Below are 24863 nucleotides of genomic sequence, written 5' to 3'. Positions count from 1 at the left end.
AATTTTAGGACTTTACCCTAACGTATACGTTATTGTTTATAATGTTTTCAGGAAAGGGGAGGTAAGCATGATCCTAATCGGAGAATTAGCGAAAAAAACAAATATCAGCAAAAGAACACTTCATTATTATGAACAGATCGAACTGTTACAACCAACACTTATTACGGAAAATGGGTATCGATACTATGATGAAAGTGCTATCCTTCGCCTGCAAAAAATTCTTTTGTTGAAGTCCATCGGCTATACATTAGCACAAATTAAAGAACTATTTCAGAACCAAAGAAATAAGGGAGAACATGAAAACTGGGCGGCCTCTTTAAACGAACAAATAGAGCTGATTGAACAGAAAAAAGAAGAATTAAGCCGGAAGCAATATTATCTCAGATCAACCCTCCATACGCTGAAATTTGGAGAAATGAGCGATCTCGAAAGTTTATTGAAGATTATTTCCCAAATGGAAGATCGGCCGCTCTCTGAAGGGATGATTCGTCCCGAATTCAGCGATGATTTACAGTTAACATCTAGAGAAATGGATATACTTAATCATCTGCCTATTCTTGGGAGTAACGATCCGCGAATGGAGGAACTTTTAACTATTTTTCAACGTGTACGATCCCTGATGCCTTCATCTCCCTATTCCGCAGAGGTTCAACTCGTTGCGAGGCAATTGTATAAAACAGCGTTAGAGCTGTTTGATCATGATGAAAAACTACTCGATAAGTATTGGGAGCTTATCAATCCAAGAGATGCGTCTGAGCCTGTAGTCATGGGCATGGATGAAGAATTCATGTCCTACGTTGATGAGATGATCCGCTTTTTTCTAAAACAAAGAGAGGACATTGCTAATGGAGGAGATTAAACAAAACAGGACACAAAGTAAAAATATGTGGCTTCTGTTACTGCTCTCCGGTCTGCTCATCATATTCTCAGCTTGTGGAATGAGAGCAGAAGATCCTGTGAATGAACTGGATCGTGAGGAGTCAAAACAAAATACAGCGAATGACTCGGATGGAATCGTCGTTGAGGTGCTTGTTGAAAGTGATGTTAATTCGGCATCTGATCTGGAAGTAGAGATCAATGCTCGGAAAAATCCGGAGAGTGTATATTGGGATACGATTGAAGTTCCATACAAAGATAAATTTATTATTCCAAAAGATACATTTATCCCTCTGCTCTCAACTCATGTTAGGGTAAAAGCAGATGACAGTGCAAGCTGGGTAAGCTGTTCCATTTGGTATGATGGGGAATTAGTTGCTTCTCATAAGTCCCGAGGAAGCGATGCGAAGGCTGTCTGTGAGAAGAAGTTCCAGCTGGGGCCAGGATAAATTCACTCGTAGGTGGAGGTCCTGTTCTATGTTCTACATTTTGTTCCAGCAAGTGGTTAAAATCATAACAGAGAGTGAGGCACATAATGACGTTAACAGCAATACTATCTACCCTTGTCCTGCTGGCACTAATAGATTCAACGAGTTTGGGCACTCTCTTGATTCCTGTCTGGTTACTGATGACACCCGGGCGTGTTCGAGTAGATCGGTTTTTGATCTATTTATTCACAGTGTCCGGTTGTTACTTTGCAATTGGCCTCATTATTATGTTTGGAACGGATGCATTTCTGAACAACTACGCACCTCTAATGGCATCTAAACCATTCCTGTTAGGACAATTGTTGATAGGCATATTGTTAATGATCATTAGCCAGCTCATGGATACCAAGAAATCTCGTGCTCGTGCTGCGGAACGTGCAGCGAGTGGGGAAGGTTATATTTTAAAATGGAGGGCGCGTGTTACGGGAGAAACGGTTTCCAGCAGAAGTTCGATTACTATACTTATTGGACTTGCACTGACCGCGGTCGTACTGGAACTTGGAACAATGCTGCCCTATCTAGCAGCCATAGGCGTGTTAGTTAGTGAAGGACCCGCCTGGCCTATGTCGGGGATTCTGTTACTGGGATATTGCTTCGTTATGATATTACCTTCGCTCATTTTACTGGTAGGGAGATTGCTCGCTTACCCTGTTTTAAAACAACCTTTAGCTAAAATGGATAGGTGGCTGGTGAACAATGCACAGAATGCTACTGCCTGGATTATAGGTATCGTTGGTTTTTTGCTGACGGTTAATGCAGTTTATGATTTAGGCTGGTTTCAGTGAGAAATGTGGTACGAACCGTGTTGACAGCATCCGCATCTTCATACTTTCGGCACGCGGATGTGCTATTCGCACAGGCAAGTCGTCCACCCAACGCGTAGACTGAAGTAGATCAATTCGAGTGAGGTGAATTCCATGGCTAAGACCAATGAAATACACGTCAAGGCAAAACGATTCAAGGATCGTCCGGTTTGCGTGACTCTTCATAATGGTGAGACGTACATCGGGTACATCTCTGACGTGAGTAACGAGGGCGTAGAACTGAGCGTAGGCGGGAAATTATCGCAAACTTCAACAACCACAGGAAAAACAACAGGTGCTGCACGGAGTAATTCTCGTAAAATGAAATCTAAATCAACCAAAGTAAATAAAAGAGCATCCTCCCCGAGCCGAAAAATAATCAATCATTCCCGCAAGTCATCCGCACATTCTCGAATAACTTCCCGTAGATCGTCGCGTCAAGCACAGGTGTCATCCCTTATGYCGATGATGGGCTCCTTGTTAGGTGGCTTTGGCGGGGCAGGGTCGTTTGGAGGTATGCTTGGAGGCGGTATGCGTTTGTTCGGCATGATTCAGCGATTTGTGCCTGTCGTGAAAATGGGCTACGGCATGATTAAACAAATCCAGCCGTTTATGGGTGCTGTGCAAGGTTTGATGTCACCCGCAAGCCAAGCTCAAGCAAATGAGGATGAGGCTGAAGCGGAAACCCAACGGGGGTAACAAGAGTAAAAAGAGTAAAAAAGTAAACAAGTATAGTGCCAAGAACATGTTGATGTGTGAGCAGGAGAAAAGTTAAGTAAGCGCCTGGTAAGCACTCCTAAGTCGCTATTATAGCGGCTTTTTTATCATTTAAGTTTTTTTCGGAATATGATAAAAACTCAATGGGGGGACTAGCTTCAGTAAATTCAGACTTTTCGGGTGGAGGGAGCATTATTAAGTATTAGAGAAAAATTATTCCAATTATGTGTTATGATATTTTAAGGTGAAATACAATATGTAATCATTTTTATGATCAAGGGGTGGAAACAGCAATGAAAAATAGAAACATAACAGGTATTGTAGTGGCTATAATATATTGCATTGTTTTATTTATTTTTTTGACTGATTCCCCGCCAGGTGAAGCTCTCAATAATCCCCGCTGGGTATATTTATTGTTACCGCTTGGAGCGATTGCAATAACGTCTCTATTTGATTATGTAATCAAGTTCGATTTCTTTAGGGTGAAGAAATGATTCTCAAAGCCTGTTAGATTAACTTTAAAAGTCGAATGTAAGGTAACATGTAGGATAGATTCCTTTAAGTCAAAGCAAGCTGCTCTCCGTACTTCATGCCAAGGGGAGTTTTTCAGTAAAAAGCGCTAACGATCACCAGGAAGCTTATTTGGGTAGATATTGAGCTTTTAACCTTCTAACGATCCTGAGAGACCTTATTTTGTTGAAAAGACGTGATTTTGTCTTAAAAACACCCAAATTGTCCAAAATAGCGTCTCCTGTGATCGTTAGAATAAAAAATGACCTTAAAGGAGCCAAATAAGCTCCGCTGAGATCGTTAGAATTTAGCCTACATACCTAAGCTACATAATGTGTGTGTCTTAAACCCACTGAAGTGCTTCTTTTATCGCCTTTTTGTCCCCACTGTGTCACTTTCACCTGACGTACTCCGGCACGCCTACGGTGAACCTTCCTGGCTTGGAACAAAATCAATCACAATTGGATTCCTAAATTGAATTCCTCTAGCGTTTTGGGACACAGCCTAGTTGGTTAGTGCTGTATTGGGGTTAGTTAGTTCCACATAAAGAAGGGGAAATATAGTGGACGAAACGTTCACCCTCTAATGCTACAAGTGCTGCTTCCTCAAAAGCTAATACTAATGTTAAAGCCCAGAAGCAGGTATGCTCTGGGCTTTTTGATCTTGCGCGATTACGCTTGTTTTGTTTTCAAACGGATCACGTTCCATGACGCTTTGTTCAGTACAGCTTGTACTTTACCTTGATCCACGGTTGTGTGTCCGCCATTGTGAGGCAATACGTTACGTGGGTTTTCTTTGGTGTTGCTTGCTTTCAGATCATTGCTCTCCAGCACAATGTGTTCCACAAATGTTGTTTCCCCAAAGGAACGAAGATCAACATTCAGTTCCATTGACTCGTCAAGGTGTCTGTTCACCGCAAAGATTGTAATTGTGCCATTTTCTTCATCATGCACACTAATTGATTCCAGATAAGGTACATCCGTGAAGTCTTTGGAATCATATTTCGGTGAAGATGTGATGGACCGCAGAACTGTACCACGTCCGAAGTTGGAAGCGTGCAGGAACGGGAAATACGTCGTTTGTAACCAGATAGCGCCGTTATTTTCCGTCATGATTGGTGCGATCGTGTTAATCAACTGCGCAAGGCAAGCCATTTTTACACGGTCAGCATGTTTAAGAATGGTGATCAGGTAACAGCCTACTGCCAGCGCATCTTCATGCGTGTACACATCTTCGAACTCTGGAGGAGCAATCTGCCAGCGTTCTTCCATACGGCTTGTACCAATGGATTTCCAGACATTCCATTCGTCCAAGGAGAGCATCAATTTCTTTTTGCTACGTTTCTTCGCTTGTACAAAATCACAGATCGAAGCCACACTATCAATAAATTGATCCAGATCCAGTGAGGTTGCTAGGAAGTCATACGTGTTGTCTTTGTTGTTATTGTAATACTGATGTAGAGACAAGTAGTCTACATTTTCATAGGTAAGATCGAGCACGGTTGCTTCCCAATCTGCAAATGTCTTCATGTCACGGCTAGAGCTGCCGCATGCAACGAGTTCGATCTCCGGATCAACCCATTTCATCGCTTTAGCTGTTTCATTGGCAATTCGTCCATATTCATACGCAGTCATCGCACCAATCTGCCAAGGACCGTCCATTTCATTACCCAGGCACCATGTTTTGAATTTGTGCGGGTCTTTGTAACCGTGAGAGATACGCAGGTCACTCCAGTATGTGCCGGATGGGTGGTTGCAGTATTCAACCAGATTTCGGGCTGCATCGATACCACGGGTTCCCAAGTTAACAGCCATCATCACATCCGTACCTGCCAGCTTGGCCCAATCTGCAAATTCGTTCGTACCTACCGCATTCGTTTCAATCGTCCACCATGCCAACTCAAGTCTACGTTTACGGTCAGCTACTGGACCCACGCCATCTTCCCAGTTGTAACCGGATACGAAATTGCCGCCCGGATAACGAACGATGGGCACATTCAGCGCTCTAATCGCTTCAATCGCATCTTGACGGAAGCCTTGTGCATCTGCGGTTGGATGACCTGGATCATAGATACCGCCATACACGGCACGTCCCAGATGTTCAATAAATGAACCGTAAACACGCGGGTCTACTTCAGCAATCTGAAAATCCTTATCGATCAGCATTTTGGATTTAAGCATAGTGAAAACCTCCATAAGATTAATTTATAGTGCATGTGAATGAATTTGTGATACCATATCATCGTTTGTCATGTCGTATGTTGTCGCTAATCAATATTGAATTCGTATATAACCAAAATCAACACATTGATTTGTTATCTAATATGTATCATAATGCGAATATACAGAGCAAGTTCATTTTTCACAGTTCGCTAAATAACGAATTCTAAATCTATATCTATATACACAAGATTGAATTAACCCACAGAACAAAAGCTGGATCACAAATGAGATACCCAATATATAAGCAGACTATACAAAAGGAAGTGGATTCTATGATGCTTGGAACAGATGCATCTTCGCTGCTTGTCTACGAAGCGTTAGCCAGTGAAGCCCGTTTAAATATTGTGCGGCTGTTGCTTCAAAACAGAGAAATGCATATTAACGCTCTCGCTCATGAGCTTTATTTGAGCAAAGCCATTGTGAGCACCCATGTCAGCAAATTGCAAAAGGCAGGCATTGTAGGCAGCCGAATGAAACGGGAGAATGGCGGGACCTATAAATATTGTTTTATCGTACAGGAGTTCATGACCATTCAACTGTCGCCACCCGAGCCAGCTGACGCTTCTTATCATGAAGTATCCATCCCGGTTGGGCATTATACAGATTATGAAGCATGGCCGACCTGCGGGCTCGCAACGACAACTCAGATGATCGGACAATACGACACACCTGCCTGTTTCATGGACCCCGATCGCGTTAACGCGGCAATTCTTTGGATGGCACGAGGTTTTCTCGAATATAAGATTCCCAATTATCTGCATAATGATCAGTATCTTCGGGAGATTGAGATCTCACTCGAACTTAGTTCGGAAGCGCCCAAGGTCAATGAAAACTGGCCATCCGATATCCGTTTTACGCTTAACGGCAATGATCTCGGTACATGGACAAGCCCAGGTGACTTCGGAGATCGGAAAGGTAAACATACGCCATTGTGGTGGAAGTTAGATGTTAATCAGTATGGCGTGCTGAAGGTGCTTCGCATCAACGATGAAGGTACGTTTATCGATGGTCAGCGTATCTCTGACGTTTCCATCTCGGACCTGAAACTGCAAACAGCTACTTATTGGACGTTTGGATTGAAGCCGGAAGAAGGTGCAGCAGACCGAGGGGGGCTTACGCTGTTTGGAAAAGGTTTTGGCAACTACGATCAAGACATTTTAATTCGATACTATTATGATGAGGCCAAGGAAAACAAAACTCCGAATGTATAAAAAGTGGCTTTTGTTGTCAATTTATATAAGACAGTGCAGCAACTGACTTAAACGAAACATATCATCATTCCAGCGTTATGGTATTGACAACGATTACATGGCTGTTATAGAATACAGCTAAATAAGGAGTGTCACTGATTCGATCAGGCACCACCACAGTCTGGATCTCACAAGTTTATTTTTCTTGTGTACCTGGCCATGGTGGTGCTTTTTGCATATATGGGGGTGAAAACATCATGAGGTTCAAGAAGTCGTTAAACAACAATATCGCCCTAGCAGAGGATGCCGAAGGCTGTGAAGTCATTGTCATTGGAACGGGTGTAGGCTTCAAAAAAGTAAAGGGACAGCCGATCGAGCAAAGCCAGATTCAGAAAACGTTCCGGATCGGTTCGAACGATAAATATCAGCGAGTCGAGCAATTTCTTAGCGATATCCCTCTGCAAGTCATCGATATCACGGATCAGATTATAGAAGAAGGTAGGGAGATCATCGGGAAAAAGCTGAATGATTCTATCCTATTAACGCTTGCCGATCATATTCATTTTGCTCTGGATCGTTTCAAAAAAGGTGTGGACATGCAAAATCCGCTGCACTGGGATATTCGCCATCTGTATCCTGCAGAATACCGTGCTGGTGAGTTGGCGGTATACAAGATCAATGAAGCTTTTCTGGTCGCATTGCCTACAGGTGAAGCCAGCTCGATTGCTCTTCATTTTGTGAATTCACAATTTGATTCGGGTAGCATGAATCAGACGATCAAGATTACACAGATGATCAATGACATTCTTGGGATCATGACCGATCATTTTGGAAGAGCGCTGAATCAGGAGTCTGCTGATTTTTCCAGGTTTATCACTCATCTGAGATACTTCATCGTTCGGCAAATGAACCGGGAAGTGCTCTCATTCAAGAATCAGCAGTTTTTATATGATGTATTGTCGGAACGTTATCCAGACAGCTTCCAATGTGCACTGAAAATCAAGGAGACGATGGAACAGCAACGCGGATTTGTAATTACTCCCGATGAGATGGTGTACCTTATGATCCACATCGAAAGAGTAACATCCCGTACCGACACGGGTTGACCTCAAACAGCTTTTAGAGGATATACCATCACCATGTTAATTGAATATGGAGTGTTACTGATTCGATCAGGCACCACCAAATGTTTCCGATTCCGCTATTGAAGCGGAGCGGGTTTACATTTGGTTTTTTTTTCGCCAAAAAAGGAGGAAGCACCATGAACCACCGGGAGTTGTCCAAAGAAATCATCCGTTTAACAGGAGGGCAGGCAAATATTACACAAGCCTGGCATTGTATCACTCGATTACGTTTTAATGTGCGTGAAGAAAAGAAGGTGCAACTTGAACAGATTCGTACACTGGATGGTGTCCTTGGGGCACAATTCCAAAACGATCAGTTCCAGGTTGTGATTGGCAACAAAGTTGCTGCCGTCTACGAAGAGTTGGAGGATCAGTTGAAACAAGGTGGTGCAGCGCAGACAGAAGCAGAACCGCCACGTTCAAGAGGCATTAATGCAGTACTGGACACAATCTCGGGTATTTTCACCCCGATTCTGCCAGCAATTGTAGGCACCGGGATGCTTAAGGGGATTCTCGCATTACTTGTGACTTTGGGAGCAATTCAGGAGACGAGTGGTGAATATCAGATTTTGGCATCCATCGCCAATGCGGCTTTTTATTTCTTGCCTTTTCTGCTTGCGGTATCGTCTGCACGCAAGTTTAAAGTCAATGAATATATCGCTTTGACCCTTGCAGGCACACTATTATACCCGACCATTTTGAATGCATATTTGGAAAATCATCTGGAACCGATTCGCTTTCTGTCACTGCCCGTGTCGATCGTGAATTACACCCAATCTGTCATTCCGATTATCCTCGGAGTGTGGCTACTGAGTTATGTACATCGCTGGGTGGATCGTTTCATTCCTGGTCCGGTTAAAGTGATTTTCACATCAATGATCGTGCTGGTTATTACGGTTCCGATTCTGTTAATCGCCATCGGGCCGCTTGGTAATTACATCGGCATCTATCTGGAGATCGGTACATCCTGGCTCTTTGCTCACTCGGGCCCATTAACAGGAATCGTGCTGGGCGGCCTTATGCCCGTGATCGTTATGACGGGTATGCATTATGCGTTTTTCCCGGGAACATTACAGAATTTGAGCAAGCTCGGTTACGACGTGCTGTTACTGCCGCTTAACCTTGTAGCTAATATGAGTCAAGCTGGCGCCGTAATGGCAGTATTCCTCAAAACCAAAAACAAATCAATGAAATCCATTGCTTTATCCAGCGGTATATCTGCTTTTCTGGGCATCACAGAACCTGCAATCTACGGTGTAACGTTGAAGCTCAAAAAGCCGTTCTATGCTTCCATCATCGGAGGAGCAGCTGGCGGTGGATTTATTACAGCAGTAGGGTTAAAATGTTTCGGTTTTGCTGTGCCGGGCCTGTTGTCACTCCCTTTATATATTGGGCCAAATGGTGGTATGGCTAACTTCTGGTATGCGCTCATCGGTGTAGGCATCAGCTTTGTCGTTTCCTTTACAGTGACCTTATTGCTTAAATGGGATGAACCGATTACGCAGCAAGCTGCTGTGCCAAGTTCCTCCGAGCAGGGAAGCGCGGCTGAGTTAACAGAAGCAAAGACAACAATACCTCCAACAACAGCATCGGAATCAGCAAAACCTTCAGGAACAACAGATGGGTCTAATCCAGAACCTACACCGCCTCCTGTAATCGTTCATTCGATTGAGGAAAAGAAAGGGGAAATATTCAGTCCGCTCACTGGTGATCTGGTCTTACTCAAAGAATTACCTGATCCTACGTTTGCAGAAGAAATGACGGGAAAAGGCATTGCTATTTATCCAAAAGAGGGGCGTGTAACTGCACCTTTTGACGGAACGGTCACAATGATTGCCAAAAGCAAACATGCCATTATGCTGACTTCCTCCAGCGGAATCGAAATTCTCATTCATGTTGGACTTAACACGGTGTCCCTGAAAGGCAAATTTTTTGAAGAGAAGATTGTTATCGGACAACGAGTGAACAAGGGAGATTTACTGTTGGAGTTTGATATCGAGAGCATTCAAGCTGCAGGTATAGATCTGATCACACCGGTCATTGTCGCCAACACGCCAGATTATCTTGATGTAGTCCCTGTTCAGGTGAAGGGGGTGATTCCAATGAATGAATTGCTGCTGCTCACCGTTCGTTAAAGCTTATTAAAACGAATGAATGTTTTCTATTTTAACCGAGTTTTAAAATTTAACGTTATATTTACACAAAAAAAGGAGAGAAACCATCATGACACAAACAACAAAACACACATTCCCCAAGGGATTCCTATGGGGCGGAGCTACCGCAGCCAATCAGCTGGAAGGCGCATTTGACGCAGACGGCAAAGGACTTTCCACATCTGACATGGCACCTTATGTTCCCCATGAAGAGCGAAATGGTAAAGATTTCACCTTTGACGTAAACTCCGTAGAACTGGAACAATATTTGAGTGGTAACACGGATGTGTATTTCCCGAAACGTAATGGAGTAGATTTCTACCACCGCTACAAAGAAGATATCGCTTTGTTTGCGGAGATGGGCTTCAAAGTATTCCGCCTTTCCATTGCTTGGCCGCGAATCTTCCCAACAGGAGAAGAAAGCGTTCCGAACGAAGCAGGGCTTGCTTTCTATGATAAAGTGTTCGACGAACTGCTGAAATATGGCATTGAGCCACTAGTTACGATCTCTCACTATGAAATGCCGATTGAGTTAACCCGCAAATACAATGGCTGGGAAAGCCGTGAGATGATTGATCTGTATTTGAAATTTGCCAACACATTGTTTGACCGTTACAAAGATAAAGTGAAATACTGGATCACGTTTAATGAGATGAATATGATGCTGACCAGCTTGTACACGGGTGGAGGCATTTTGGAAGATAAAATCAAAGGCACACCGGAACAGGTAGCCTATCAAGCAACACACCATCAGTTTGTAGCAAGTGCGCTGGCTGTAAAAAGTGGTAAAGAGAAAATGCCTAATGCCCAAATAGGCTGTATGATCTGCCGTCTTGAGACATACGCCGCATCCAGCAAACCGGAAGATGCTCTGCAAACCATGAAGGAAGATCAGATGAACCTGTTTTATCCGGAAGTACAGGCGCGTGGCGAGTACCCGTCCTACATGCAAAGATATTTTAAAGAGCAAGGCATTGAACTGGTGAAAGAACCTGAAGATGATGCGATTATCCGCGACAACACGGTCGACTTTATTGCATTCAGTTATTATATGACGTATATCGGAAAATACGATCCAAACGACAACAGCAACTCGGGTATGCTGGTAAGTCAGATCAAAAACCCGCATCTGAAAGCCACTGAATGGGGATGGCCAATCGATCCAATCGGTCTTCGAATCGCGCTGAACCGGTTGTATGATCGTTATCGTATGCCTCTCTTTATCGTAGAGAACGGGCTCGGCGCTACGGACAAGCTCGAAGAGGACGGATCTGTACATGATCCTTATCGTATTGATTACCTGCGAAGCCACATCGAGCAGATGAAAGAGGCGGTAGCTGACGGTGTAGAACTGATGGGCTTCACAAGTTGGGGACCGATTGATATCATCAGCTGCTCTACGTCGGAGATGGGGAAACGTTATGGCTTTATCTATGTTGATCAAGACAACGCGGGTCATGGTTCGCTGGATAGAACACGCAAAGACTCTTTCTACTGGTACAAACAAGTCATTGAGTCTAATGGTGATATTCTTTAAACATACGGAATCCGGAATTTATACCCTTAACCTATTAAACGGATAGATATGAATTCATTTAGATGTTGTCATTTCAAAGCAAAAGAAGGAGGGCCCAAAACAGGCCGCTCCTTTTTTGTTATCTGCATATGAAGCGTAATCATGAAAACAGCGATTTAATTCCGCAGCTGTTTTCATGGTTACGCTTTCGCTTTTAATTTACGGAATTCCGTGGGGCTGAGCTGCGTCCACTTTTTAAACTGCCTGCTGAAATGGGACAGGTTTTTGTACCCCAAACGAAGAGCTATCTCGGTCAAGGATATCTCAGGCTGTTGCAGCAGCATCTTGGCTTCTTGCAGCTTCAGATCGGACAGATACTTTCGTGGAGACATATGGTAGATTTTTTGGAATATCTCCAATCCATAGTTGGGACTGATTCCTAACGACGCGATGATTGGTTGAATATGAACTGTATCATCCTCGTCTGCTTCACCGTTCTTTTCGCGCACCTGGTGTCTGAAATGACTTTTGATAGCCTCGGCAATTTCCCGGGCATGTTTGGCCGTAGTCATCGACTGATTCGCATGCGTTTCTATGTTCACAGGTTGTAAGTCAATTAAGATCTCCAACAATTCAAACAGAACGATTTGTGCTCTCAGTTTAGCTTTGGATACCGTTATATCCGGATCGTCAAAAAGATCAATCCATTGCTGAACACAAGCTCTTAACCGGCTATAAGACGGATTGGAAGGAGTATACACCCAGTCACAATTTTTCATGATTTTCATACGCAACGCAGGTTCGTCCACATCGAAATGTGCACAGAAATAGGTCATTGACGCAGCTGAAATGTTCGTGTTTGTGTGTTCAAAGCCAGGAGGGATGAGAAGAATATCCTCACATTGTACCTCAAAAGACTCACTCTCCAGTTTTGTTTCCTGCATTCCATCCAGAACAATTAAAATTTCAAAGGCATGGTGAAATTCTTTTGTCGTCGACCATCCAGAACGAACCGTCTGTTTGTGAGCACCGAAAAAACGTATATTCCAATCAATCCGTGGAAGAAGGTCCGTTCTGTCACCCACCATATAATCCTGATTATTCATTTCCATTTAATTGAATCCACCTTTGATAAGGGTAAATTAATCTGTACTGACACAATCGAATTGATCGATTTATTGAGCTTATAATATGTATCAAGTGATGAGAAACCGCTTTCCTGACAGGGATTGATCTTTATTGAACTAATACCTCTGTTATTATAGCCAAACCCGTGATCGTGATCAATGAACATAAATTTTGAGATCTCAAGCAGAAATGGGTAAACTCACATGTCAGGAAAAAGAAAGCGCTTATTTGAAATCGCTCCAGTTAGAGCAAGTTCTGAAAACATAATCGCAATTTTACATCTGAAAGGAGAATGAATATGAACCGTATTATCAATCCAGTCATACCGGGCATGGCTCCTGATCCGTCCATTATTCGTGTCGGTGAAATGTATTATATCGCAACTTCTTCTTTTCATTGGAACCCTGGAATTCAACTATTTCAGTCCCGTGATCTGGCTAATTGGGAGCAGATCGGATCGGCTTTGAACAAAGGTGAGATCAATTTGCGAGGAACCAATACACCAGCTGGTATCTGGGCTCCACATCTATCTTACGATGCTGCCTCTCAAAAATATTGGTTAACCTTCTCCCATATGGTCAATATGGCTGGGCGGGAATTTAATGCTGACTCTTATATGATGTGGGCAGAAGATATTACAGGTCCTTGGTCAGAACCGATTTATCTCACTTCCATTGGATTTGATCCTGCTCTTTATCACGATGATGACGGTAAACATTATGTTGCCATTCTGGAATGGGAGACTCGCACGGGGTATCAGGCTCCGGGGCATATTGTCATTGCCGAGCTGGATATGGATAGAGGAAAAATCATCGGTACATGGCAACGCGTAACGCAAGGTTTCACGACACGAGGATGTGCAGAAGCACCTCAACTTTACAAGCGTAATGGATACTATTACTTGCTTCTGGCAGCTGGTGGAACAGGTTATGCGCATGGTGTCGAGATTGGACGCTCAAAGCATGTCTTTGGTCCATACAAGCCGCATCCATCTGGAGAGCCGATCATTACTTCTTCACCGCAGCATTTATTTTCACTCGGTGATCCGGATGCAGGACATTTTGAGATGTATAATCCGAACTCTATCATGCAAAAGGCAGGTCATGGCTCGTTAGTGGAAACGCATACCGGCGAGTGGTATATCGCACATTTAATGTCGCGTCCATTGGGGGATAAACTTCTTAATCCGCTAGGACGAGAGACATCCATTCAGAAGATGCAGTGGACAGAGGATGGATGGCTGCAGATGAAAGATGGCTCCAATGTGGCGAAGATGGAAACCGAAGGTATGGAAGGTTTAACGAGTACAGGTTCCGTGTCCCATGATGTGTTCGACGATTTTGACCAGGTGAAACCAGGGCTGCATTTTATGACACCTTATCGAGAGCAGCAAGAGGAATGGGTGAATACAACGGAACGTCCAGGTCATTTGCGGATATACGGGCAAAATTCTTTATTTTCACAAGTCAATCCTGCCATTATGGCGACACGAGCTACATCTTTCAAGTATGAGTTGAAGACGCATGTGCAGTTTCATGCAGATCACTATTCCGAAACGGCTGGCATGGGACTCTATTACGATTCAAACAACTGGTTATACGTGCATCTGACCTATTCCGAAAGGGCTGAAGGAATGATTCTCACGGTACTTCAGGCGAAGCTTGGGGAGCGTATGGAGTATGTCCATCATCAGGTGCTTGTGACTGAACAACAGGCAGAACTTAAACTGGTTTACAATGAAGGTTTTGCAGACATTTCATATCGTTTTGAAGAGCAGATGGAGTGGCAAGCACTGCTGAAGAAAATCGATGTATCGTATTTGTCGGATGAAGGCGTTAATGGTGAGCCAGGTGAAATTGGTGGTTTTACAGGATTATTTAATTTTATCGGTTCTGTGGATGCCCACCAGCATGATTCATTTGCAGATTTTAAATATTATTCCGTTCACAATGAATAGCTACTAGAGAGGAAGTAGAACATGAATACCCGCACAATTCCGCTAAAACGTTTGATTCCAGGTTTAATCATTGGACCAGCCACTTGGCTGGGACCATACATTGCGATGTCTAGTTTATTTTTGCCGGCTCTGATCCAGCATCTGGATGCGGCGAATAAAATTAATATTTTAGCCCTTTTCTCAGCGGTCGGCATGATTGTAGCCGCTGTATCCAACATGGCAGCCGGTTATTTATCAGATCGTACCAGATCGCGTTTTGGAAAGAGAACCCCTTGGCTCGTTGCTGGATCATTTGTATTTATGTTAGCTATGATCTTTGCCTCCATGAGTCCAAACGTGCCGATTTTACTCCTTAGCTGGATGATTGGCCAAGTGGCATTAAACTTCATTGTAGCACCGATGGTTGCCTGGATTGATTTAGCTCCAGAAGGGGGAAGAGGCTCCGCTTCATCAGCATACGGTGGCCTTGGCATGGCTTTGGGCAATAACGGATTCACCATCCTGGCCGCTTTCTTTTTGGGTCAATTCAGATTGGGCTTTATCATATTTGGTATCATCACATTTGTGGGTACACTTATTGCAGCGTTAATTGCCCGTGAGCCATCCAATCTGCATGAAACAACTGATAGAGATGATTCATCGACTCGCCAGAAATTGTCACTGAAAGAGGCGATGGCTGTTTTTCCAAACTGGTCTGTTGGCCGAGACTATTACTTGGCTCTCATCGGTAAGTTATCCCAAGGGATCGGAAACTTTGCCATTACAGGATATCTTCTGTTTATCATGACAGACTTTCTTCAGAAAGATAGCTCTTCCACACAACAGTCCATTCAGTTAATCAATATCATCATGCTGGTTTTCGGTATCCTGATGGGATTTGTTGCAGGGCCGCTATCGGACAAGTTTAATGTTTTGAAGTATCCTGTTGGGCTGTCTACCATATCTTTGGGTGTTGGTGCACTGAGTTTATACTTTTTGCAAAACGACACAGGAATTATCATCTATGCCTTTTTGGCTGGTTTAGGGATGGGCATATGGAACTCCTTGGATAACTTGTTGAACCTCAACGTTATACCTGACAAAAACCGTGTTGGTTTATTTCTGGGTATTTACAATCTAGGTAATACGTTAACACAGGCCATCGCGCCAGTAATCGCAGCGTTTTTAATCTCACAGATCGGGTTCTCATCGATCTTTATGATGTCATTTGTACTGTCTATCTTTGGAGGGATCTGTATTCTGATGATCAAATCGGTATCCAGATAAGTCTAGAAGGACAACAACAAGCTCATACGATCTAATGAACTTCGTTTAGCATGGCATTTCAATTCGATTTGGTACCTTAAAAATCAATCATAGATCACATTTTTACCTTCATCACTTAACTTTTTCAGAGATGAAGTCATATGATCAATTTCTTCATCCGTGTGTCGGTCCCATGAACCTAATTCAGCGACGATCTTTAGGGGGGATTTGGATCGATAGGATCGAGTCGGGTTTCCAGGGAATCTTTTATCCGTTACGTTAGGGTCATTCTCAAAATCTCCTAATGGTTCTACGACGTAAATTCTTTCTTTTGCACTCGATCTAGCAAGTTCAGCGCCCCATTTGGCAGCATTTAAGGTTCCGGTGAAGTAGATGTGATTCGACTTTTTATCTTGATAATTAGATAAAAATTGGGGCTCCAATAAATCGCCAATCTTTAGTTCTGCTTTGGTACCGTGAAAAAAGGGACCCGGATCTAAGACTATTTTATTGTCATCCATATGGACACACCTCAACTTTTTAGATTTGTATTTAGCAGTATAGTGCAGGCGCTGGTGAAAAAACAGTCTGTTATCAAATTTTAAAAAACGTTATAATTAGAGTAGAGAGAAGAGGATCGGGCAGATCAGACCATGAATTGTTATATTGAAATTCGTAAGCCGCTAACGTAGCGGCTTTTTTGTTTTAATATGAAGCGGTAGAAGCTGGTTATTACTTCATGTTCAAGTAGCTTCTTTATTCAAACTTGAACATCGAACGATTGGATACATAATACGAGGTAATAAAGTCACGGAATTGCGCGAGGGATGGCGAGAGCTTGCGATGTTTTAGCCATGACAAGCTGATTGGATAGACCGCGGCTACATCAGCAATCGAGACATAGTGCAGTCCAAGATTACGGCAGACGGAGATCGGCAACAGAGCCACACCTCGATCCAGCCTAATAATCTCGACCAATGTATGTGAATCAACCTCAAAAGCCAGATGTGGAACAAAACCAGCCTTTTCACATAACATCGTGGTAAATCGGCGGTATTCATCATTATTGGCGAGAGACAGAAAAGGTTCGTTGGCAACCGCATGTAATGAAATTTCCTTTTCCGCTCCATAAGCGTGTGTGGAAGGCAGGACAAGCACAATATGCTCATCAACCAGCACCACGCTTTCAATCTCCTCGTCCAGAATGGGATGACCCGTGATGCCCAGATCAATATCTCCTTTTTTCAGCTGTGTCACAATGTCACTTCGACTTGCAATCCCTTGATGGAGCTGAGCGCTTGGACACACTTCGATATATTCACTAATTAGCCCCGATAGAAACCTCGAATTCGAGATCGCAATACGGATCAGCGAAGAAAGCTCATCCTCTTTTTCTTTGATTTCAAGCCGCGCATTTTCCAGTTCAATAAAAATCCGGTTAACATGCTTCAGCAAAATTTCTCCCGCCGCGTTCAATTCAATATTTCTGCCTTTTCGGTGAAAGAGGGGGGTACCCATTTCGTCCTCCAGTCGTTTGATGGTGAGACTTAACGAAGGTTGAGCGATATTTAACTTAGTAGCGGCTTTGGAGATATGTTCCGTATAGGCAACGGTTTGAAAATATTTCAGCTGGAGAAGTTCCATTTATATGCACCTCTTATTTATTTGAATAAATATATACATTACTTATTATGTATTATATTAAATTTAAAGAAAGATGTAGACTTTATTTATAGCAAACAAAACAAGTCAATAACATAATCAACCAATAACTTGATGTAAAGGCAGGTGTCTTTTTCATGAAAATTGATGTGAACAATATCGCCAAAAATCTGAACACGCCTTTAACAGCCCCGGCATATCCAATGCCACCTTATAAATTCGTGAATCGGGAGTATCTGAACATTATCTACCGAACGGATGAGCGGGCTCTGCGGGCAGCTGTTCCTGAGCCATTGCAAATTACCGAACCCTTGGTGAAATTCGAAGTGATGTGGATGCCGGATGTTTCCGGACTTGGCGCATATACGGAAGCTGGACAGGTCATTCCCGTGCAGTTCAATGGCGAAGAAGGGGATTATGTGCATTCGATGTACGTGGACAACTTCCCGGCCATTGCGAGCGGACGAGAGTTAACTGCCTATCCGAAAAAGCTCGGTGCTCCCAAGCTGTACACAGACTCCGATACCCTCGTGGGCACGCTGGACTATGGATCACTGCGCGTAGCCACAGCAACGATGGGTTTCAAACATGTGGAGATGGACAAAGAGCTTGCCAAAAAAGAAATCTGCCGTCCCAACTTTATGATCAAAATCGCCACGGATTATACAGGTAATCTTCGCATCTGTGATCTGATCCGTACGCAAATTACCGATATCGAGGTAAAGGAAGCCTGGACAGGCCCGGCTCGGCTGCAGCTGTTCGAGCACGCACTTGCGCCTTTGGCTGATTTACCAGTGCTTGAAGTGGTGTCCGCTTCCCACATCCTGACGAACTTAACTTTGAATGCAGCACAGCCTGTATATAACTATCTGGAAGAAAAATAAGGAGGCAACACATATGAGAATTGCAATTGTAGGTGCAGGTTCACTAGGAACTATTGTTGGTGCTTATCTGGCAGATGGCGGAATGGACGTGGAGTTAATTGATGCATATCAGGAACATGTCGACGCACTTAATCAGACAGGAGCAAAAGTAACCGGAACGACCGAGTTTCAGGCCAACGTAAAAGCCATCACCCCCGAACAAAAGTCAGGGCAATATGATCTTGTGCTGTTGTTAACGAAACAATTGTACAACGAGTCTGTATTGAAAGAATTGCTGCCATATCTGCATGAAGACAGTGTTGTATGTTCTCTGCAAAACGGGATTCCTGAAGACAACGTGGCATCGATCGTTGGAGCTGAACGGGTCATCGCTGGTTCGGTTGAGTTTGGCGCTACGTTCATGGAACCTGGCGTATCCAGCCTGACCACGGCGTATCCTCAATTCAAACAGTACGCATTCCAGATTGGGGAATTGAACGGAGAAACAACCGAGCGAATTCAGCGTGTAAAAGAAGTGCTGGATCTGGTTGGCGGTACACATATCTCGGATAACCTGGTAGGAACCAAATGGTCAAAACTTTTAATTAACAACGCCTTTAGCGGATTGTCCGCCGCACTGAATGGTACGTATGGAGATATTCTGGATCATGAAGCGGGCATTCGAAGTGCTGTTCATATTATTGACGAAACGATCAAAGTCGGACATGCGAATGGTGTTTCTTTTGTCACCATGAACGGATTTGATATGGCCTCACTGGAACTACAGAGCGAAAAGGAAATTCCTGCACGTATTCAAACGCTGCGCCAGGTGATGGAACCTTCCAGATTGCTTAAAGCAAGCATGCTGCAGGATTTGGAAAAACAACGTAAAACGGAAATCCACTACATTAACGGCGTAGTTTCGAGCAAGGCAAAAGGTACGGGGATTGCAACACCGTATAACGATATGGTGGTTAAGCTGGTTGAAGCCGCAGAAGAAGCACGGAACGTACCAGAGTTTGCAACCAATATCCAAACTTTTGAACATCTTTTGAATGTGTCACAGTTCTAAAGCTTGATGCTTGATGTAATTACGAACTCATAACACAAATAACACAAATAAAAAAGCCGTTTCTTCCACATGAGTACAAAATGTAAACATGAGAAGATAGGCTTCTTTTATTTTGCAAAATTTAGCTCAGGAATCGTTGCTCGATCTGTCTAATCTTGCTCAACGAAATCCAACTATCCTTTGTCCTCATTGCCTGCATAATGCAGCAGCATATCAACCAACTGCTTTGTCATCTGATCATCCAGTTGATGAAGTTCATATGAGCGGTGTGTAAACATCTTCTGCAGCATACCCATCATCACCGTAAATATGAACTGCGCCAGCTTAAGCGGAGGGGTAGCATTACGGATGCTACCGTCGGCAACTCCTGAGACCAAGGCTTGAAGCAGGAAGTGGTTCTCTTTACCGTTTTGGATAAACCGTTCATAGGTATCCTTCAGTTCTGGCTGAAAATGAACTACCTCATAATTGATATCAAATAATTGAATAAAACGAATATGATCAGGATTCTCCTTGGCAAAAGAAACCCATGCGTTCAGCATCGTTGCAAGCTGTTCACGGCCACTACGATTTGTGCTTGCAGCCTGTCCAACATGCTGTGTCATGGATTCAACCAACTGCATCTGAATGGTAAGCAACAGCTCATCGATCGATTGAAAATGTTTATAGAAGGTCACACGGCTTAGATTCGCTTCAGCACAAATGTCTTTGATTTTCACTTGCAGTAGACCGTGTTCTAGAAAAAGTTGTTTACCCGCTTCGATCAGTTCATCCCGATTCTGATTTTTTAACTGCTGATGCCAATTCTCATTCGCTTGCATATCGGTTTCCTTTCTTTGAACGTTGTGCGCTCATCGTGAGTGATAATGCAGCCAGTAGCATTAAGGCACCAAAAATATACGGGAAGTTCACGTTTTTGTCAAACAGCAGACCTGCAACAAGTGGCCCAAAGACGGTACCTAAGCTCGAATAAGTCGTATTTAGGCCTGATGCATAACCTTGACGATCCCCGGCACTTTTGGATATCAGGGAGCTGACGGTTGGTCGAAGGAATGCATTAAATGCAAAATAAAGCGCCGATGCAAATAACAGGAATACCAAATTCACCTTAATTAACATGAGCAGAAGAGCAATCGGGGTCATGATTAAGGACAGACGGATGAGTTTGATTTCGCCCAAACGTTTCACAAAAAAGTCCAGTAACCAGATCTGGATCACAATGCCGATAATGGCTCCCATGGTGATAATAATGGAGATGGTTGAAGCAGTGAAGCCATATTTGGTTTCCGCAAACAAGGAGAAGACCGTCTCATAACTCATCAGACCAAAGGTCATCACAAGAATAATCAACAAGTATCCAAAATAAGGAACCTTGAACGAACTCCAGATTTGCTCGCCCATGGTGCCCCCTTTTTTCTTCTCCGTCGAGATCGTTCTTTTTTCAGGAGGAAGAGTCTCGGGCAAAAGAAGGGTAAGCAGTGCGGCAACCAGACCCAAACCGGAAGCGACGAAATACGGCATACGTACACCCAACTCGGCAATAAAACCGCCCAGACCCGGCCCAAGTACCATACCTAGATTCATCGATGCACCGAAATAACCCATCCCCTTGGCACGGGTCTCCGGAGTTGTAATATCAGCAACATAAGCCAGATTGGCTGGAACCATCAGACCTAGACTGATTCCCCCGATGAAACGAGCGATATATAGAAGAGGCAGAGATGTCGATACCGCAAAAATAAGATCTGAAACGACAACCAGAAACATGCCTGCCATAATCAGCTTTTTACGTCCAAAAAGGTCAGCCCATTGTCCCCCCAGCGGCGAAAATAGAAATTGGGCTGCGCCAAAAGCTGCAACCAAAAATCCGGCAACGGTGCCTCCTGCATGGAACAGCTTAAGATACTCCGGTAAAATCGGAATCAGCATCCCTTGTCCGAGCAAAGCAATAAACAGATTTAACATCAGAATGAACATCGGAAAGCGGGTGGATTGTGTCATCGAACTCATACGTTAAAATTTCTCCTTCTCCATCATTTACACATTTTCAAGTGGTTTACATATCGTTAACCTTTACTCAATGTAAACCATTATAGTGTGTTATAATTCCTGTTGTAAATACATTTTTGATGGAAAAGGGTGAGACATATTGATTGATCACAACAATCAGGAAGAGTACCGAGATCCAATGAACTATGATCTGGAATTCGGCTGCGAGACGGATAAATACGAGTTTTTCCTTCAACTTGCCAAGAAAAATCCGGGACATGTGCTGGAGCTTGCTTGTGGAACAGGATTAGCCACACTTTATTTAGCCGAAAGAGGAGTTCAAATTAGCGGTGTAGATATCGTAGAGCATATGCTCGCGTATGCGAGGGTCAAAGCGAAGGATCTGCCGGTTGATTTTATCGAAGCAGATGCGCGTACGTTTGAGTCCGATCAGCGCTTCTCCATGATTTTTCTGACGGGAAATGCATTTCAGGCTTTTCTGAGCGATGAGGATCAGCAGGCATTGCTGCAAACGGCGTATAATCATTTGGAGACCGGTGGCATATTTGCATTTGAGATGCGARATCCGGACGGTAATGATTTATCGGATGAGGAAGAAGAGCACTGGGGCACATTCATCGATTTGGATGGCGTGACCGTCAATGTATCTGGTAACCAGACGTATGATGCCGAGAAACAGATTATGCACTGGACAACCATTCGGGACTGGGGGCATCGTCAAACGAAGTCACGCATTGCTTGCCGATTCACAGATGTGCAGACACTGCAGCAGTTGCTGGAAAAGCAAGGTTTTACCGTGGAGAGTCAATATGCGAACTGGGATCAAACGCCGTTTCAACCTTCAAGCCCAATGGTAATTAGTGTATGTAAGAAAGGGTAAGAATGCATCGTAATGATTGAAATGATGGATTGAAATTACATAAGTAGAAAGGGGAATATTTGATATGACAACAACATCTAGAACTTGTAACGATTGCGGAGGTACATCCTTTGTGGAGGCAACGGACTTTATTAATTTGCGGCCTTTGGATAAAAAGATGTCACTTGGTTCTGAACGTGTGTATACGATTTGTCTGAACTGCGGTGAGGTCGTTTCCATTAAAGTGAAAAACCCGGAGAAGTTGGTGAATTAAATAGTTCTCGGGATAGAAGACAAAAGAAATCCTGCACTTATAGTACAACATGACCGTTTTATCATTTTTCATCACAGGCAACCGATATAACGGTTGTCTTTTTTTGCTTTTCCCGCCAGCACAGAATATCTTCATACAACAAACGGCAAACGAACCCCCGCTTGTATTTCAAATGATACCTTTAGTAGAATGATGAAGCACATACACTTGGGTTTAAGAGGTAACGCTAGAATAGGGGTGCAGCAATGAATCGCATTTTGCTTGTTGAAGATGATGAAAATTTTGTGTTTGGAATAGAATATACGTTAACCAATGAAGGGTATGAGATCACTCATGCGGGAACCTTGAAGGAAGCTCGCGATGTTCTTGAGCAAAACGAAATAGAACTTATTTTGCTCGATATTAATTTGCCTGACGGAACGGGATATGAATTATGCAAGGAAATTCGTGTGGACTCACAGGTGCCGATCATTTTTCTCACCGCGCTGGATGAGGAGATGAATGTGGTCGCGGGACTTGATCTGGGTGCTGACGATTATATGACCAAGCCGATTCGTACCAAGGAGCTGCTTTCCAGAATCAAGGCTGTTTTACGGCGTCATTCCCGCCCTGAACAACATTCGAACGTATGGAAATCCGAAGAGTTTGAAGTTCGAGTGCTGGAAGGTGTTGTTTTCAAAAACAAAAAGGAAGTTCCGCTGACAACGCTGGAGTTCCGACTACTTCTCATGTTAATGTCCCATCCCAAACAAATATGCAGCAGAACATCGATCCTTGAGAAGTTATGGGATGTCTCTGGTGAATTCATTGATGATAATACATTGTCGGTACATATACGCAGATTGAGGGAAAAGGTGGAGGAAACGCCAGCCATTCCTCAGTATATTGTTACGATTCGTGGGGTTGGGTACAAATGGAACGCTGAAACGACAGGAGCATACCGCTGATGGTTGAAGTCATTCGTAATCCGGAGTGGAAATCTGTGTTCATCAAATTCATCCTTGTTCAATTAGGTTTGACTGCAATCATTTACGTTGCGATGAATCTGCAGATCCAAAGCATCAACGAAACGGTTGTGAACCAGCATGCGGCCTTTGTCGGACAAGTGTTAAGTAAGCAGCCACAGCTCGAAGATCAGCTCATTCAACATATTACTCAAGGTTCAGACCAACAGGATATTACGTTAGGTAAACAAATCTTGTCTCAATACGGGTATACAGAGCAAATGGGCATTCAGAATCAGCCTGCCCTATCGGGAACAGCATTGCCCGGGAATACGGCGTTGATCTTTTTTCTGTGCGGTATTCCGGTTTTGATGCTTATATTTTGGGAGTACCGCAAGCTATTTTCCAGGATTCGCCGTGTTACACATGCAGCGGAGCAGGTGGTGGAAGGTCAATTCAATACCTCACTGCCTGAGAGTGCAGAAGGAGACTTCAGTGCGCTTGGGCATAGCTTCAACCTGATGGCAGGTAGACTAAGTCATAGTGTAGATCAGCTGAAGCAGGAGAAAACATTTCTAAGCCATCTGCTGACCGATATATCACATCAACTCAAAACACCGCTCGCATCCCTGCTCGTGTTTAATGAAAATATGTTGCATGACCCACATATGAAAGAAGAGATCCGAACCACTTTTCTCGAACGAAGCAGGCAGCAGATTGAACGCATGGAATGGCTGATTATCAGCTTGTTGAAGCTGGCAAGAGTGGAAGCGGGAGCTATCGTTTTTCAACTGCAAAACGTAAGACCCAAAGACATTATTGAATCCACTGTGCAGACCTTGCAGCCTTTGGCGGAGCAGAAGAAACAGACTATTATCGTTCAAGGCGGCGAGGGCATGTTGCTGCATGCAGATGAAGAATGGTTAACCGAGGCGATTATTAATCTAACAAAAAATGCACTGGAGCACTCTCCCGTATCAGGCAAAGTGTACATTACGATGGAGGACGAGGGCTTGTTTCACTCGATTATCATCCGGGATGAAGGAGAAGGAATTCGGCCAGAGCAGATCCCCCATGTATTTACCCGATTCTACCTGGGAAGAAGTAATGCTAAACCTCACAGTACCGGAGTAGGTCTGTCTTTGACCAAGTCCATTATTGAAGGTTTGGGTGGAACAATCTCGGTATCCAGCGAGCCTGGAGAAGGAACGGAATTCCGAATTACTTTCATGAAAACGATGTATTAAGAG

Annotated in this window: 22 protein-coding genes; 16 read left to right on the top strand and 6 right to left on the bottom strand. The window is 43.6% G+C overall.

The genetic code is table 11. The features are described 5' to 3' along the window. Positions 1-67: 67 nt before the first annotated feature. The 4 genes from AB4Z30_RS02985 to AB4Z30_RS02970 all read left to right on the top strand — a co-directional run bounded on the left by AB4Z30_RS02985 (position 68) and on the right by AB4Z30_RS02970 (position 2866). Positions 68-859 (top strand): MerR family transcriptional regulator, encoded by a 792-nt coding sequence (locus AB4Z30_RS02985; RefSeq protein ID WP_441923167.1) that lies wholly within the window; start codon positions 68-70, stop codon positions 857-859. Continuing rightward, positions 846-1325, top strand: a complete 480-nt coding sequence (locus AB4Z30_RS02980; RefSeq protein WP_441923165.1) for a hypothetical protein — start codon at positions 846-848, stop codon at positions 1323-1325. Before AB4Z30_RS02985 ends, AB4Z30_RS02980 begins: the two co-directional genes overlap by 14 nt. 86 nt (positions 1326-1411) lie before the next feature. After that, positions 1412-2149: a GAP family protein gene (locus AB4Z30_RS02975; protein ID WP_441923163.1), complete on the top strand. Its 738-nt coding sequence runs from the start codon at positions 1412-1414 to the stop codon at positions 2147-2149. Between the two features lie 132 nt (positions 2150-2281). Then, a complete protein-coding gene (locus AB4Z30_RS02970; RefSeq protein ID WP_441923161.1) occupies positions 2282-2866 on the top strand; it encodes a hypothetical protein in 585 nt (194 codons plus the stop codon). 1199 nt (positions 2867-4065) lie between these two features. Here AB4Z30_RS02970 and arfA read toward each other — a convergent pair. Beyond that, positions 4066-5574 (bottom strand): arabinosylfuranosidase ArfA, encoded by a 1509-nt coding sequence (gene arfA, locus AB4Z30_RS02965; protein WP_441923159.1) that lies wholly within the window; start codon positions 5572-5574, stop codon positions 4066-4068. A 314-nt stretch (positions 5575-5888) separates the two neighbouring features. Between arfA and AB4Z30_RS02960 the strand changes: the two genes are divergently transcribed. From AB4Z30_RS02960 to AB4Z30_RS02945, 4 genes are all read left to right on the top strand, one after another. After that, complete coding sequence (locus AB4Z30_RS02960) at positions 5889-6827, top strand: ArsR/SmtB family transcription factor (RefSeq protein ID WP_441923157.1); 939 nt, start codon at positions 5889-5891, stop codon at positions 6825-6827. A gap of 236 nt (positions 6828-7063) precedes the next feature. Further along, complete coding sequence (licT, locus tag AB4Z30_RS02955) at positions 7064-7912, top strand: BglG family transcription antiterminator LicT (RefSeq protein ID WP_441923155.1); 849 nt, start codon at positions 7064-7066, stop codon at positions 7910-7912. Positions 7913-8067: 155 nt separating this feature from the next. Continuing rightward, positions 8068-10065 (top strand): beta-glucoside-specific PTS transporter subunit IIABC, encoded by a 1998-nt coding sequence (locus AB4Z30_RS02950; RefSeq protein WP_441923153.1) that lies wholly within the window; start codon positions 8068-8070, stop codon positions 10063-10065. An 88-nt stretch (positions 10066-10153) separates the two neighbouring features. After that, complete coding sequence (locus tag AB4Z30_RS02945) at positions 10154-11620, top strand: glycoside hydrolase family 1 protein (RefSeq protein WP_441923151.1); 1467 nt, start codon at positions 10154-10156, stop codon at positions 11618-11620. Positions 11621-11799: 179 nt separating this feature from the next. Here AB4Z30_RS02945 and AB4Z30_RS02940 read toward each other — a convergent pair whose 3' ends face one another. Next, positions 11800-12711 (bottom strand): AraC family transcriptional regulator, encoded by a 912-nt coding sequence (locus tag AB4Z30_RS02940; protein WP_441923149.1) that lies wholly within the window; start codon positions 12709-12711, stop codon positions 11800-11802. Between the two features lie 314 nt (positions 12712-13025). Between AB4Z30_RS02940 and AB4Z30_RS02935 the strand changes: the two genes are divergently transcribed. Beyond that, positions 13026-14684, top strand: a complete 1659-nt coding sequence (locus AB4Z30_RS02935) for a family 43 glycosylhydrolase (RefSeq protein ID WP_441923147.1) — start codon at positions 13026-13028, stop codon at positions 14682-14684. Between the two features lie 21 nt (positions 14685-14705). Beyond that, complete coding sequence (locus tag AB4Z30_RS02930; protein ID WP_441923145.1) at positions 14706-15950, top strand: MFS transporter; 1245 nt, start codon at positions 14706-14708, stop codon at positions 15948-15950. Positions 15951-16033: 83 nt separating this feature from the next. On the opposite strand, the gene arr is transcribed toward AB4Z30_RS02930, so the two are convergent. Together arr and AB4Z30_RS02920 are read right to left on the bottom strand one after the other, a co-directional pair. After that, positions 16034-16450: an NAD(+)--rifampin ADP-ribosyltransferase gene (gene arr / locus AB4Z30_RS02925; RefSeq protein WP_441923142.1), complete on the bottom strand. Its 417-nt coding sequence runs from the start codon at positions 16448-16450 to the stop codon at positions 16034-16036. A gap of 235 nt (positions 16451-16685) precedes the next feature. Next, positions 16686-17573: a LysR family transcriptional regulator gene (locus tag AB4Z30_RS02920; protein WP_441923140.1), complete on the bottom strand. Its 888-nt coding sequence runs from the start codon at positions 17571-17573 to the stop codon at positions 16686-16688. Between the two features lie 155 nt (positions 17574-17728). Here AB4Z30_RS02920 and AB4Z30_RS02915 point away from each other — a divergent pair, with 155 nt between their 5' ends. Both AB4Z30_RS02915 and AB4Z30_RS02910 read left to right on the top strand, forming a co-directional pair. Next, entirely contained in the window at positions 17729-18475 is a 747-nt protein-coding gene (locus tag AB4Z30_RS02915; RefSeq protein WP_441923138.1) for an acetoacetate decarboxylase, read from the top strand. 13 nt (positions 18476-18488) lie between these two features. Continuing rightward, positions 18489-19526, top strand: a complete 1038-nt coding sequence (locus AB4Z30_RS02910; RefSeq protein ID WP_441923136.1) for a ketopantoate reductase family protein — start codon at positions 18489-18491, stop codon at positions 19524-19526. Between the two features lie 173 nt (positions 19527-19699). On the opposite strand, the gene AB4Z30_RS02905 is transcribed toward AB4Z30_RS02910, so the two are convergent. After that, complete coding sequence (locus AB4Z30_RS02905) at positions 19700-20347, bottom strand: TetR/AcrR family transcriptional regulator (RefSeq protein ID WP_441923134.1); 648 nt, start codon at positions 20345-20347, stop codon at positions 19700-19702. Next, positions 20334-21536: an MFS transporter gene (locus tag AB4Z30_RS02900; RefSeq protein ID WP_441923132.1), complete on the bottom strand. Its 1203-nt coding sequence runs from the start codon at positions 21534-21536 to the stop codon at positions 20334-20336. Before AB4Z30_RS02900 ends, AB4Z30_RS02905 begins: the two co-directional genes overlap by 14 nt. 139 nt (positions 21537-21675) lie before the next feature. Here AB4Z30_RS02900 and AB4Z30_RS02895 point away from each other — a divergent pair, with 139 nt between their 5' ends. The 4 genes from AB4Z30_RS02895 to AB4Z30_RS02880 all read left to right on the top strand — a co-directional run bounded on the left by AB4Z30_RS02895 (position 21676) and on the right by AB4Z30_RS02880 (position 24860). Next, positions 21676-22416, top strand: a complete 741-nt coding sequence (locus tag AB4Z30_RS02895; protein WP_441923130.1) for a class I SAM-dependent methyltransferase — start codon at positions 21676-21678, stop codon at positions 22414-22416. Positions 22417-22480: 64 nt separating this feature from the next. Further along, positions 22481-22669 carry a hypothetical protein gene (locus AB4Z30_RS02890; protein WP_154985372.1) on the top strand — a complete coding sequence of 63 codons (189 nt, stop codon included), beginning with the start codon at positions 22481-22483 and terminating at the stop codon, positions 22667-22669. A gap of 245 nt (positions 22670-22914) precedes the next feature. After that, positions 22915-23616 carry a response regulator transcription factor gene (locus AB4Z30_RS02885; RefSeq protein WP_441923127.1) on the top strand — a complete coding sequence of 234 codons (702 nt, stop codon included), beginning with the start codon at positions 22915-22917 and terminating at the stop codon, positions 23614-23616. Then, complete coding sequence (locus AB4Z30_RS02880) at positions 23616-24860, top strand: ATP-binding protein (RefSeq protein WP_441923125.1); 1245 nt, start codon at positions 23616-23618, stop codon at positions 24858-24860. The genes AB4Z30_RS02885 and AB4Z30_RS02880 overlap by 1 nt, the downstream gene beginning before the upstream one ends. Positions 24861-24863: the final 3 nt, after the last annotated feature.

Origin of the sequence: Paenibacillus sp. 2TAF8, from assembly GCF_052114825.1 — a bacterium.
Classification (GTDB): Bacteria; Bacillota; Bacilli; order Paenibacillales; family Paenibacillaceae; genus Paenibacillus.
This window is presented reverse-complemented; position numbering and strand designations above follow the sequence as displayed.

Excerpts from the sequence above, each read along its gene's own strand:
- AB4Z30_RS02905 (WP_441923134.1), bottom strand. The coding sequence starts at position 20,347 with ATGCAAGCGAATGAGAATTGGCATCAGCAGTTAAAAAATCAGAATCGG.
- AB4Z30_RS02985 (WP_441923167.1), top strand. The coding sequence starts at position 68 with ATGATCCTAATCGGAGAATTAGCGAAAAAAACAAATATCAGCAAAAGA.
- arfA (WP_441923159.1), bottom strand. The coding sequence starts at position 5,574 with ATGCTTAAATCCAAAATGCTGATCGATAAGGATTTTCAGATTGCTGAA.
- AB4Z30_RS02890 (WP_154985372.1), top strand. The coding sequence starts at position 22,481 with ATGACAACAACATCTAGAACTTGTAACGATTGCGGAGGTACATCCTTT.
- AB4Z30_RS02945 (WP_441923151.1), top strand. The coding sequence starts at position 10,154 with ATGACACAAACAACAAAACACACATTCCCCAAGGGATTCCTATGGGGC.
- licT (WP_441923155.1), top strand. The coding sequence starts at position 7,064 with ATGAGGTTCAAGAAGTCGTTAAACAACAATATCGCCCTAGCAGAGGAT.
- AB4Z30_RS02880 (WP_441923125.1), top strand. The coding sequence starts at position 23,616 with ATGGTTGAAGTCATTCGTAATCCGGAGTGGAAATCTGTGTTCATCAAA.
- AB4Z30_RS02980 (WP_441923165.1), top strand. The coding sequence starts at position 846 with ATGGAGGAGATTAAACAAAACAGGACACAAAGTAAAAATATGTGGCTT.
- AB4Z30_RS02920 (WP_441923140.1), bottom strand. The coding sequence starts at position 17,573 with ATGGAACTTCTCCAGCTGAAATATTTTCAAACCGTTGCCTATACGGAA.
- AB4Z30_RS02930 (WP_441923145.1), top strand. The coding sequence starts at position 14,706 with ATGAATACCCGCACAATTCCGCTAAAACGTTTGATTCCAGGTTTAATC.
- AB4Z30_RS02900 (WP_441923132.1), bottom strand. The coding sequence starts at position 21,536 with ATGAGTTCGATGACACAATCCACCCGCTTTCCGATGTTCATTCTGATG.
- arr (WP_441923142.1), bottom strand. The coding sequence starts at position 16,450 with ATGGATGACAATAAAATAGTCTTAGATCCGGGTCCCTTTTTTCACGGT.
- AB4Z30_RS02910 (WP_441923136.1), top strand. The coding sequence starts at position 18,489 with ATGAGAATTGCAATTGTAGGTGCAGGTTCACTAGGAACTATTGTTGGT.
- AB4Z30_RS02960 (WP_441923157.1), top strand. The coding sequence starts at position 5,889 with ATGATGCTTGGAACAGATGCATCTTCGCTGCTTGTCTACGAAGCGTTA.
- AB4Z30_RS02915 (WP_441923138.1), top strand. The coding sequence starts at position 17,729 with ATGAAAATTGATGTGAACAATATCGCCAAAAATCTGAACACGCCTTTA.
- AB4Z30_RS02950 (WP_441923153.1), top strand. The coding sequence starts at position 8,068 with ATGAACCACCGGGAGTTGTCCAAAGAAATCATCCGTTTAACAGGAGGG.
- AB4Z30_RS02935 (WP_441923147.1), top strand. The coding sequence starts at position 13,026 with ATGAACCGTATTATCAATCCAGTCATACCGGGCATGGCTCCTGATCCG.
- AB4Z30_RS02885 (WP_441923127.1), top strand. The coding sequence starts at position 22,915 with ATGAATCGCATTTTGCTTGTTGAAGATGATGAAAATTTTGTGTTTGGA.
- AB4Z30_RS02975 (WP_441923163.1), top strand. The coding sequence starts at position 1,412 with ATGACGTTAACAGCAATACTATCTACCCTTGTCCTGCTGGCACTAATA.
- AB4Z30_RS02940 (WP_441923149.1), bottom strand. The coding sequence starts at position 12,711 with ATGGAAATGAATAATCAGGATTATATGGTGGGTGACAGAACGGACCTT.